Here is an 11,225-nt window from a genome sequence, read left to right as displayed (position 1 = left end):
CGCGGGGTGCGGACGGCGGCCACGGTCCGGATGCCGCAGGCCCGGAGCAGCGTGGCGACGGCGGAGCCGATGCGGCCGGCGCCGTGCACCACGGCGGTCACGTGAAACAACGCCCTCGGCCGGTGTATTGGGGTGTTGTGAGGTTCAGCCGGCCGTCTTGAGCGGCGTGAGGCAGAGCACCACACTGCTCCGGCTCTTACGGCGGCCCGAGCTCTCGGTGTAGGCGGAGTACTTCTCTGCGTCGCAGAGGTCCGTGTCGGTCGTGTTGTCGTGCACTTCGGCGACCTTGTACTCGGCGGCGGACGAGCCGCAGTCGACGGACTGCATGTCCGGGTTGGAGTTGGTGCCCTTGTTCTCCAGGCAGTCCCCGACCGAAGCGGCCTTGGCGTCGGACTCGAACATGTCACCCAGGCCGAACTTCAGCGCGCCGAGCACGACGAGGCCCACGACGATGATGATGATGTTGCGCGTTGCGAGGAGCTTCTTCTTGCCGCCCGAGGGCTGGGTGGGACCCTGAGGAGGAGCGCCCCAACCCTGCGGCTGCTGGGGCTGCTGGGGGCCTCCCCACCCCTGCTGGGGCTGCTGAGGGCCACCCCACCCCTGCTGGGGCTGTTGCGGCGGGTAGCCGTATCCGGCCTGCTGAGGCGGGTAGGGCTGAGCCGGCTGCTGGCCGTAGGGACCGCTGCCCTGCTGCGGCGGGTAAGTCATCTGTATGCCCCCGTGATTCGTGTGTCTTGTTTGACGCGGGCACGCTATAGGACATCACCGCTCCGACTCCAATGTGCGAGGCACAGGGCAGAACCTGCATAGAGCACTGCCACACCGGTCACCAGCACCACGGACCGCCCGTCGGGCGGGAGCATCAGCGCGGCGACCGCCGCCGCGGCGACAAAGGCCACGTTGAACAGCACGTCGTAGAACGAGAAGGCCCTGCCCCGGTAGGCGTCGTCCACGGCGGTCTGCACCACGGTGTCCGTGGCGATCTTCGCCCCCTGGGTGACGAGTCCGAGGACGAACGCGGCGACGAGCATCGGCGCCGGAGCGAACCACAGCCCCAGCGCCGGTTCGAGGACCGCGGCGGTGCCGGCGCACACCACCATCCAACGGAGCCGCCCGAGCCGCCCCGCGGCCCAGGGGGTCAGCACGGCCGCCGCGAAGAACCCGGCACCGGAGACGACCACCGCCAGGCCGAGGAGGGCGAGACCGTCGTCCTCGCTGTCCGTCCAGGCGTACCGGCAGAGCATCAGGACCATGACGGTCAGCGCCCCGTAACAGAACCGGATCACCGTCATCGCTGCCAGTGCCCGGGAAGCGGTCCGGTGCTCCAACAAGTGCCGCAGCCCGTCGAGCAGTCCGCCGGCCGCCGCGGCCAGCGCCGCCCGCAGTGACATGCGTCCGGTGTCGCGGTCCGGCCCGAGGAGCCCCGCCGCCAGGCTCAGTGCCGCCAGCGCCGATGCGAGGTAGAGCGCCGCCCCGAACAGCACCACGACGGAGTCCGAAGCCGCCAGCAGCCGCACCACGAAGGCGAGTCCGCCGCCTGCTGTGGCGGCGAGAGTGCCCGCGGTCGGCGACAGCGAGTTGGCGAGCACCAGACGCTTCCGCTCGACCACGCGCGGCAGGACGGCGGAGAGACCGGCGAGGACGAAGCGGTTGACCGCGGTGACGCACAGTGCGGAGGCGTAGAAGAGCCATGCGGGAGCCGCACCGATGATCAGGAGGGCGGTGCAGCAGGCGAGCCCGGAGCGCAGCAGGTTGCCGTAGACGAAGACCTTGCGCCGCGGCCACCGGTCAAGCAGCACACCTGCGAAGGGCCCGACGAGCGAGTAGGGGAGCAGGAGCACGGCCATGGCGGAGGCGATCGCCCCGGCGGATGCCTGCTTCTCCGGCGCGAAGACCACATGTGTGGCCAGTGCCACCTGATAGACCCCGTCGGCCGACTGGGACAGGACCCGCACGGCCAGCAGGCGGCGGAAGTCCGGAAGACGGAGAAGTATGCGCAGGTCGCGCGCGACGGGCATGGGAGCAAGGGTCACACACGACGAGGGCCCCCGGGCGGATTGCCCGGGGGCCCTCAACGGCGCGGCAGGTGAGAAGCGTTGCCGCTCCTCACCTGCGCGGCTGGTTCACGCGGGTCAGTTGGAGACCTCACCGCGGATGAACTTCTCGACGTTCTCGCGGGCCTCGTCGTCGAAGTACTGGACCGGCGGGGACTTCATGAAGTACGAGGAAGCCGAGAGGATCGGGCCGCCGATGCCACGGTCCTTGGCGATCTTCGCGGCACGGACGGCGTCGATGATGACACCGGCCGAGTTCGGGGAGTCCCAGACCTCGAGCTTGTACTCCAGGTTCAGCGGGACGTCGCCGAAGGCGCGGCCCTCGAGGCGCACATACGCCCACTTGCGGTCGTCCAGCCAGGCCACGTAGTCCGACGGGCCGATGTGGACGTTGTCCGCGCCGAGCTCGCGGTCGCGGATCTGCGAGGTGACGGCCTGCGTCTTCGAGATCTTCTTGGACTCCAGGCGCTCACGCTCGAGCATGTTCTTGAAGTCCATGTTGCCGCCGACGTTCAGCTGCATCGTGCGGTCCAGGATGACGCCCCGGTCCTCGAAGAGCTTCGCCATCACGCGGTGCGTGATGGTGGCGCCGACCTGCGACTTGATGTCGTCGCCGACGATCGGGACACCGGCCTCGGTGAACTTGTCCGCCCACTCCTTGGTGCCGGCGATGAAGACCGGAAGAGCGTTGACGAACGCGACCTTGGCATCGATGGCGCACTGGGCGTAGAACTTCGCGGCCACCTCGGAACCCACCGGGAGGTAGCAGACCAGGACGTCGACCTTGCGGTCCTTGAGGATCTGGACGACGTCGACCGGGGCCTCGGCGGACTCCTCGATGGTCTGGCGGTAGTACTTGCCCAGGCCGTCGTGGGTGTGGCCGCGCTGGACGGTGACACCGGCGTGCGGCACGTCGCAGAGCTTGATGGTGTTGTTCTCGCTCGCGCCGATGGCGTCCGAGAGGTCCAGGCCGACCTTCTTCGCGTCGACGTCGAAGGCGGCGACGAACTCGACGTCCCGCACGTGGTACTCGCCGAACTGGACGTGCATCAGACCGGGCACCTTGCCGGCCGGATCGGCGTCCTTGTAGTACTCGACGCCCTGGACCAGCGAGGCGGCGCAGTTGCCCACGCCGACGATGGCTACGCGAACCGAACCCATTCCGGTTGCTCCCTGTGTGTAATGGATGTTTCTGATGAGCTCGCCGCGGATCTGCGGCGAACTCACTTGGCGGTGTCGCCGGACGGATCCGGCGGGTTGTCTCCCCGCCGGGGCAGGCCGTCAGGCTCTCCTGCGGTCTTCTGCTGAGCTGAGCCCTCGGGCGAGGATCGTCGCTGATCCCGTCCCGACCGCTCGCTCTCGATGAGCTCGTTCAGCCAGCGCACTTCGCGCTCCACGGACTCCATGCCGTGTCGCTGCAGCTCAAGTGTGTAGTCGTCGAGGCGCTCACGGGTGCGGGCCAGAGAGGCGCTCATCTTCTCCAAGCGCTCTTCCAGCCGGCTGCGACGCCCTTCGAGCACCCGCATGCGCACGTCGTGCTCCGTCTGCCCGAAGAAGGCGAATCGAGCCGCGAAGTGCTCGTCCTCCCAGGAGTCGGGGCCGGTGTGCGTGAGCAGCTCCTCGAAGTGCTCCTTACCTTCAGCCGTCAATCGGTAGACGATCTTCGCGCGACGCCCCGCCAGGGACGAGGCGGGAGCGACGGGCCGGCCGGAGCCGGGCGCCGTCTCCGCCGGAGCAGTCCCCGGTTCCTCGATCAACCAGCCGTTGGCGACCAGCGTCTTGAGGCAGGGGTAGAGCGTCCCGTAGCTGAAGGCACGGAAGATGCCCAACGAGGTGTTGAGGCGTTTGCGCAGCTCATAGCCGTGCATCGGGGATTCGCGGAGCAGTCCGAGGACGGCGAACTCAAGGATGCCGGAACGTCTGCTCAACCTCGCCCCTCCTTCTCCGAGTGCTCTCACGGTCCCTTGTACCGGGTCGATGTACCGAGCTGATGTATCGACTCGATACATCAGCACGATAGATCGGACCGGCGATGCCGACAAGGGGAGCCTCAGTGAGCGGCGTCACATCGACAATTCGTAGGAACCGACTTGCGTTATTTGAGGTGAAGTTCGGTCCCAGGAGGGTTTTGACCGTGCGTAGTCTGTGCGGCATGCAGACCACCGGGAACCGCGAGACGCGCGCGTGCGTCAGTGCTCGCGGGCCATCCGGATGCACTGCGGGCGAGCCTGTCGCCGGGCTGGCCCGTCATTCGGGGGACCGGATCTCACCTGCCGCTTCCAGGCGCTCTCGCCTGCCCGAGGAGTAGTCGTTCGATGAGCGAGCACCGTCGCAAAACGTCGCAACCGCAAGGTGGCGGACGTGCCGCGGCCCGACGAGCCGCCCAGCAGTCCTCAGGACGCCGCGCAGCACCGTCACGCGGAGTAACTTCAGCCTCACCTTCCGACTCGCACAGCGAGGAGGCCCCGTACCCAGGTCGTGCAGCCGCCAGACGAGCGGCCCAGCGCGGTGGCGGGGGCCGTGGAGGTTCCGACGGCGGCGGTGGACGGCGCCGCGGCGGCGGGGACGACGGGCACGAGGACCGTGGGCGCGGGGGCCGGCGCCCGGCCAAGAAGCGGTTCATCGACTACCCGCGCGCCGGCCGTCAGGGCCTCCGCCGCTGGGTTCCGTCCTGGAAACTGGTGTCCAGCCTGTGCATCGGCTTCCTCGGCCTGCTGATGGGCCTCGCCGGTCTCGCGTACGCGATGGTCGCGAAGCCGGACATCCAGGCCGCCGCCAAGGCGGAGAACAACGTCTACTACTGGAGCGACGGCTCCCAGATGGTGGCCACCGGCGGTGAGGTCAACCGCCAGGTCATCGACTACGCGCAGATCCCCGAGGCGATGCGCAACGCCGTCATCTCCGCCGAGAACAAGTCCTTCGAGAGCGACCACGGCATCGACCCGATGGGTATCGCCCGAGCCGTCTTCAACATGGCCAAGGGCGGCGAGATCCAGGGCGGCTCGACGATCACCCAGCAGTACGTCAAGAACTCGCGGCTGTCTCAGGAGCAGACCCTCAGCCGCAAGTTCGAGGAACTCTTCATCACGCTCAAGGTCGGCAGCGAGATGAAGAAGAACGACGTCATGGCCGGGTACCTGAACGTCTCGTACTACGGCCGCGGCGCCTCTGGCCTCCAGGCCGCGGCCCGTACGTACTACGGCAAGGACGCCAAGAACCTGGACGCGAGCCAGTGCGCCTTCCTGGCCAGTCTCCTCAAGGGCGCCAGCTACTACGACCCGGCCGGCGCGACGGAGGTCGACCCGGTGCAGGCGACCCCCGAGAAGAACCTCGCGCGGGCGAAGAAGCGCTGGAAGTGGATCCTTGACGAGGAGGTGAAGGACGGCCGTATGACGCAGAAGGAGCGGGACGGCTACACGGAGTTCCCGATGCCCCACAAGCCGAAGCGGAACGCCCAGCTGGGCGGCCAGATCGGCTACCTCGTGAACACCGCCAAGGCCGAGATCTACGCCAAGACCGACATCACCAAGGACATGCTCGACCAGGGCGGCTACGAGATCCACACGACCTTCGACAGGAAGAAGGTCAATCAGCTCAGCACGGCCGTCAAGCGCGTCTACGACGAGAACATCGATCCCAAGAAGCGCCCGCTGTACGACACCCACGTGCAGTTCGGCGGCTCGTCGGTCGACCCCAAGACAGGTGCGATCCAGGCGATCTACGGCGGTGTGGACGCGACCAAGCACTTCCAGAGCAACGCCGATCCCACCGGAGCCGCGGTCGGTTCGACCTTCAAGCCCTTCGTGCTGGCGGCCGCCATGGAGTACGGCAAGCGGGACCCGTCCGGCGGCCCGGAGCAGGACGAGTCGCAGCGTACGAAGGTCTCGCCGCTCAGCATCTACAACGGCGCCAACAAGCTGAAGATCAGGAAGTACAACGGCGACGTCTGGGTCGACAAGGAGGGGAAGGAGTGGCTGCAGACCAACGACGACCACGATTCGTACGGCAACATCACCCTGCGTGAGGCCATGCAGTGGTCCGCCAACTCCCCCTACGTGCAGCTGGGCATGGACGTCGGCACGGACAAGGTGAAGAAGGCCGCCATCGCGGCCGGGCTGAAGGACGACCAATACATGGCGGACGCGAGCGTGCCGTCGTTCTCGATCGGTACTTCCTCGCCGAGCGCGACGAGCATGGCCGGCGCCTACGCCACCTTCGCCGCCCGGGGACAGCAGCGAGAGCCGTTCTCCGTCACCGAGGTGGAGAAGCGCGGTAAGCCGGAGTACCAGCACAAGGTGGTCACCAAGAGCGCCTTCGACAGCGCCATCGCCGACAACGTCACGGACGTGCTCAAGAACGTCGTGGAGAAGGGGACCGGTACGTCCGCCCAGCTTCCGGGCCGCGAGGTCGCGGGCAAGACGGGTACGACCGACGACAACCTGTCGGCGTGGTTCGTCGGCTACACCCCGCAGCTGTCGACGGCGATCAGCATGTACCGGCTGGACGACGACGAGAAGAACAAGGACCGCGGCTTCGAGAAGATGTACGGCACCGGCGGCAAGGACAAGATCCACGGCGCCTCCTTCCCCGCGCAGGTCTGGCACGACTACATGGCCGAGGCCATGAAGGGCGCGAAGGCCCAGCCCTTCCCCGAGGCGGAGCCGATCGGGGACAAGGTCTACGGCGGCGGCGCGTCCAAGAAGCCCTCGCCGACACCCACGCCCACGCCGACCGAGACCGAGTCGACGGAGCCGACGCCGACACCGACACCGACGCCGACGCCGACGCCGACCCCCGACCCGACCGACAGCTGCGGTACGTGGGGCTGGAACTGCCAGAACAACGGCGGCGCCAACGCGGGCACCGTTCAGGGCAACGACGGCGGTACGGACGCGGGCACGACCGGCGGCGACGGCGGCACGGACGCCGGCACGACCGGTGGCGACGGCGGTACGGACGCGGGCACCACCACCGGCGGCAACGACAACGGCGCCACCGGCGGCAACTCCAACAGCACCGGAAACAACAGCACCGGGAACACCAACTGGTGGGGTGGCGCGACCGGGTAGAGCCCGGTACGCAGTACGCCTCGCGCCCGGTACACGGTCAGGCGCGAGGTGATCAGGACAGGAGATGAGGGCCGCGGCACCCCGGTGCGGCGGCCCTCACCCGTTCCACAGCGCCGTACGGCAGGATGTGCGGCATGCCAAGCGCAGAGGACACGAGCGTGCACCAGGAACAGCCCCTCGTACGCCCCACGCACCGGGACGAGGTCGCGGCGGCAGGGAGCGAGCTGATCGGCGGGAGGTCGGGGCGCTGGTCGCGGCTCGGCAGCGCCGCGCTCACCCCGGTGGGAGCCATCGCCCTGGTGGCCATCGGGATGTTCGCGCTCGGCATGGTGCAGAAGCTGCCCTGTTACAACTGGGCGTGGTTCAGGGGGGCCGGCTCCCAGTACACGCACGCGTGCTACTCGGACATCCCGCACCTGTACTCGGGGCGCGGCTTCGCCGACGGACTTGTGCCGTACTTCGACCGGCTGCCCGGAGACATGCAGTTCCTGGAGTACCCCGTCCTCACCGGGGTGTTCATGCAGGTCGCGGCGTGGCTGACCCCGGGCGGCTCCATCCAGGAGCAGGAGCAGGCGTACTGGCTGGTCAACGCCGGAATGCTGATGATCTGCACCGCGGTGATCGCCGTCTGCGTCGCCCGCACGCACCGGCGGCGCCCCTGGGACGGTCTGCTGATGGCGCTCGCGCCGGCCTTCGCGCTCACCGCCACGATCAACTGGGACCTGCTGGCCGTGGCTCTCACCGCCGGGGCGATGCTGATGTGGTCGCGGAGCCGCCCGCTGGCGTTCGGCATCCTCATCGGCCTTGCGACGGCCGCGAAGCTCTACCCCGTCCTGCTTCTGGGGCCCGTCTTCGTCCTGTGCTGGCGGGCGGGCAAGTGGCGGGAGTTCGGTGCGGCGGCGCTGGGCACGGCCGGCTCCTGGCTGGTGGTCAATCTGCCGGTCATGGTCTTCGCCCCTGAGGGGTGGAAGAAGTTCTACACCTTCAGTGAGGAACGCGGCATCGACTTCGGGTCGTTCTGGCTGGTCATCACGCAGCGCACCGGTGAGTCCATCGACGTCGGGACGGTCAACACCGTCTCGACGGTGACCACCATCGCGCTGTGCGCCGCGATCGGCGTCCTGACCCTGACCGCCCCGCGCAGGCCGCGCTTCGCGCAGCTCGCGTTCCTCGTCATCGCGGTGTTCATCCTCGTCAACAAGGTCTACTCACCGCAGTACGTCCTGTGGCTGATCCCGCTCGCCGCGCTGGCCAGGCCCCGCTGGCGGGACTTCCTGATCTGGCAGACGTGCGAGGTCCTGTACTTCCTCGGAATCTGGTTGTACCTCGCCTACACGACGAGCGGCGACAAGCACCAGGGGCTGCCGACCGAGGGCTATCAGCTGGCGATCGTGCTGCATCTGCTGGGCACGCTGTACCTGTGTGCCGTCGTCGTGCGGGACATCCTGATGCCGGATCGCGACGGGGTGCGGCGGGACGGCTCGGACGATCCGTCGGGCGGGGTGCTCGACGGGGCCGATGACGTGTTCGTACTGTCCCACCTGGTCGAGACGGGTAGCGCCCGCCGGGAGGCGCTGCCCGCGGCGTCCGGGCCGCGGGTGGAGTGGGGCACGGCCGGCACGCCCGCCGCCGACTGAGCGGGGCGGGCGCGCGGACTCAGCGCTCGACGATGCGGTCGTACTGCGTGGTCGTGTGGCGCAGGTGGGCCACCAGTTCGTCGCCCACCCGGGGCTCCTCGGCGTCCGAGGGCACGAAGAGGATCGACACCTGCATGTGCGGCGGTTCGGCGAACCAGCGCTGCTTGCCCGCCCAGACGAACGGGGACAGGTTGCGGTTCACGGTGGCCAGGCCGGCCCGGGCGACACCCTTGGCTCGCGGCATCACGCCGTGCAGGGCTTTCGGGGCCTCCAGGCCCACACCGTGCGAGGTGCCTCCGGCCACGACGACGAGCCAGCCGTCGGACGCGGCCTTCTGCTGCCGGTAGCCGAACCGGTCGCCCTTGGCGACGCGGGTGACGTCGAGCACGGCGCCCCGGTACTCGGTCGCCTCGTGGTCCCCGAGCCAGAGCCTGGTGCCGATGCGGGCGCGGAACCGGGTCTGCGGGAACTGCTGCTGCAGCCGGGCGAGTTCGTCGGCGCGCAGGTGGCTGACGAACATCGTGTGCAGCGGCAGCCGGGCCGCCCGCAGGCGGTCCATCCACGCGATGACCTCTTCGACGGCGTCCGACCCGTCCGTACGGTCCAGCGGCAGGTGGAGGGCGAAGCCTTCGAGGCGTACGTCCTCGATGGCCGCGTGCAGCTGGCCGAGCTCCTCCTCCTTGACGCCGTGGCGCTTCATGGAGCTCATGCACTCGATGACGACCCGCGCGCCCACCAGGGCGTGCACCCCGTCGACGGAGGACACGGACCGTACGACGCGGTCGGGCAGCGGCACCGGTTCCTCACCGCGCCGGAACGGCGTGAGGACCAGCAGGTCACCGCTGAACCAGTCCTTGATGCGGGCTGCCTCGTAGGTGGTGCCGACCGCGAGGATGTCGGACCCGAAGCGGATCGCCTCGTCGGCCAGCCGCTCGTGGCCGAAGCCGTACCCGTTGCCCTTGCAGACCGGCACGATGCCGGGGAACTGGTCGATAACGGATTTCTGGTGCGCCCGCCAGCGCGCGGTGTCGACGTACAGGGAGAGCGCCATGGCCGGTCCGGAACCCTTCTGGTGGCTGCGGTGGATCAGGGAGGAGAAGCGTGTTCAGGCCCCATTGAAACCAATGGAGCCGGTTTCGTCAGCTGTGGAGCTCGGATCAGCGGCGTGACATGTAGATGTCGAGCGCCTTGTGCAACAGCTTGTTGAGCGGGAAGTCCCACTCGCCGAGGTACTCGGCCGCCTGGCCGCCGGTGCCGACCTTGAACTGGATCAGACCGAAGAGGTGGTCCGTCTCGTCCAGCGAGTCGGAGATGCCGCGCAGGTCGTAGACCGTGGCGCCCATGGCGTACGCGTCGCGCAGCATCCGCCACTGCATCGCGTTCGAGGGGCGGACCTCACGCTTGTGGTTGGCCGAGGCGCCGTACGAGTACCAGACGTGTCCGCCGACGATCAGCATGGTCGCCGCCGCGACGTTCTCGCCCTCGTGACGGGCGAAGTAGAGCCGCATCCGGTTGGGGTCCTCGCTGTTGAGGGCCGTCCACATGCGCTGGAAGTAGCCGAGCGGGCGCGGACGGAAACGGTCGCGCTCCGCCGTGATCTCGTACAGCCGCTGCCACTCGGAGAGTTCCGCGTAGCTGCCCTGGACGACCTCGACGCCGGCCTTTTCGGCCTTCTTGATGTTGCGTCGCCAGAGCTGGTTGAAACCCTTGTGGACGTCCTCCAGCGAGCGGTTCGCCAGCGGCACCTGGAAGACGTAGCGGGGCTGTACGTCACCGAAGCCGGCGCCGCCGTCCTCTCCCTGCTGCCAGCCCATCTTCCGCAGCCGGTCGGCGACCTCGAAGGCGCGCGGCTCGATGTGCGTGGCCTCGACGTCGCGCAGGCGCTTCACGTCCGGGTCCTGGATGCCGGCCTTGATGGCCGCGGCGTCCCAGCGGCGGATGACCACCGGCGGGCCCATCTTCACCGAGAAGGCGCCCTGCTGCTTGAGATGGGCCAGCATCGGCTGCAGCCAGTCGCTCAGGTTCGGGGCGTACCAGTTGATGACCGGGCCTTCGGGCAGGTACGCGAGGTAGCGCTTGATCTTGGGGAGCTGCCGGTAGAGCACCAGACCGGCGCCGACGAGCTGACCGGTCTTGTCGAACCAGCCCAGGCTCTCGGAGCGCCATTCGGCCTTCACATCCGCCCATGCCGGGACCTGCATGTGGCTGGCCGCGGGCAGACTCTGGATGTAGGCCAGATGCTGCTCTCGGCTGATGGTCCTCAGGGTCAGGCTCATGCGGGGCGCTCCTCGGCAGGTGTGTCCCCATCGGTCAGGGGCTCCGGCTCTCGCGCCGAAGCCTACTGTGGCCGTCGGGCGAGCGGTCTGGCCCCGTGTGCCTGTACGCGTGCGGGGGGGGGGGGGGGGGGGGGGGGGGGGGGGGGGGGGGGGGGGGGGGGGGGGGGGGGGGGGGGGGGGAGGGGGGGG

At 68.7% G+C, this 11,225-nt stretch carries 8 protein-coding genes; 2 read left to right on the top strand and 6 right to left on the bottom strand.

Annotated features, from left to right (window positions below):
- Positions 1 to 144: 144 nt before the first annotated feature.
- From ACN6LM_RS36335 to ACN6LM_RS36320, 4 genes are all read right to left on the bottom strand, one after another.
- Positions 145 to 708 (bottom strand): LppU/SCO3897 family protein, encoded by a 564-nt coding sequence (locus ACN6LM_RS36335; RefSeq protein WP_445069692.1) that lies wholly within the window; start codon positions 706 to 708, stop codon positions 145 to 147.
- 44 nt (positions 709 to 752) lie between these two features.
- Complete coding sequence (locus tag ACN6LM_RS36330; RefSeq protein WP_445069691.1) at positions 753 to 2,018, bottom strand: MFS transporter; 1,266 nt, start codon at positions 2,016 to 2,018, stop codon at positions 753 to 755.
- A gap of 114 nt (positions 2,019 to 2,132) precedes the next feature.
- Positions 2,133 to 3,215, bottom strand: coding sequence for an inositol-3-phosphate synthase (locus ACN6LM_RS36325; protein ID WP_425813067.1), 1,083 nt, complete (start codon positions 3,213 to 3,215; stop codon positions 2,133 to 2,135).
- A 62-nt stretch (positions 3,216 to 3,277) separates the two neighbouring features.
- Positions 3,278 to 3,982 carry a PadR family transcriptional regulator gene (locus tag ACN6LM_RS36320; protein WP_425813069.1) on the bottom strand — a complete coding sequence of 235 codons (705 nt, stop codon included), beginning with the start codon at positions 3,980 to 3,982 and terminating at the stop codon, positions 3,278 to 3,280.
- Between the two features lie 387 nt (positions 3,983 to 4,369).
- Between ACN6LM_RS36320 and ACN6LM_RS36315 the strand changes: the two genes are divergently transcribed.
- The gene (locus tag ACN6LM_RS36315; protein ID WP_445069690.1) at positions 4,370 to 7,123 is read left to right on the top strand and encodes a transglycosylase domain-containing protein; all 2,754 of its coding nucleotides are present in this window, start codon (positions 4,370 to 4,372) and stop codon (positions 7,121 to 7,123) included.
- Positions 7,124 to 7,257: 134 nt separating this feature from the next.
- Positions 7,258 to 8,760 (top strand): glycosyltransferase family 87 protein, encoded by a 1,503-nt coding sequence (locus ACN6LM_RS36310; protein WP_445069689.1) that lies wholly within the window; start codon positions 7,258 to 7,260, stop codon positions 8,758 to 8,760.
- 19 nt (positions 8,761 to 8,779) lie between these two features.
- Here ACN6LM_RS36310 and ACN6LM_RS36305 read toward each other — a convergent pair whose 3' ends face one another.
- Positions 8,780 to 9,811: an alanine racemase gene (locus tag ACN6LM_RS36305; RefSeq protein WP_361028417.1), complete on the bottom strand. Its 1,032-nt coding sequence runs from the start codon at positions 9,809 to 9,811 to the stop codon at positions 8,780 to 8,782.
- Positions 9,812 to 9,917: 106 nt separating this feature from the next.
- Positions 9,918 to 11,036 carry a lipid II:glycine glycyltransferase FemX gene (locus ACN6LM_RS36300; protein ID WP_361028414.1) on the bottom strand — a complete coding sequence of 373 codons (1,119 nt, stop codon included), beginning with the start codon at positions 11,034 to 11,036 and terminating at the stop codon, positions 9,918 to 9,920.
- Positions 11,037 to 11,225 lie beyond the last annotated feature (189 nt).

It is taken from the genome of Streptomyces sp. SAS_281 (genome assembly GCF_052542855.1).
Note: the sequence above shows the minus strand (reverse complement) of the source record. Positions and strands in the feature narration are given on the sequence as shown.

Excerpts from the sequence above, each read along its gene's own strand:
- ACN6LM_RS36315 (WP_445069690.1), top strand. The coding sequence starts at position 4,370 with ATGAGCGAGCACCGTCGCAAAACGTCGCAACCGCAAGGTGGCGGACGT.
- ACN6LM_RS36305 (WP_361028417.1), bottom strand. The coding sequence starts at position 9,811 with ATGGCGCTCTCCCTGTACGTCGACACCGCGCGCTGGCGGGCGCACCAG.
- ACN6LM_RS36325 (WP_425813067.1), bottom strand. The coding sequence starts at position 3,215 with ATGGGTTCGGTTCGCGTAGCCATCGTCGGCGTGGGCAACTGCGCCGCC.
- ACN6LM_RS36330 (WP_445069691.1), bottom strand. The coding sequence starts at position 2,018 with ATGCCCGTCGCGCGCGACCTGCGCATACTTCTCCGTCTTCCGGACTTC.
- ACN6LM_RS36300 (WP_361028414.1), bottom strand. The coding sequence starts at position 11,036 with ATGAGCCTGACCCTGAGGACCATCAGCCGAGAGCAGCATCTGGCCTAC.
- ACN6LM_RS36310 (WP_445069689.1), top strand. The coding sequence starts at position 7,258 with ATGCCAAGCGCAGAGGACACGAGCGTGCACCAGGAACAGCCCCTCGTA.
- ACN6LM_RS36335 (WP_445069692.1), bottom strand. The coding sequence starts at position 708 with ATGACTTACCCGCCGCAGCAGGGCAGCGGTCCCTACGGCCAGCAGCCG.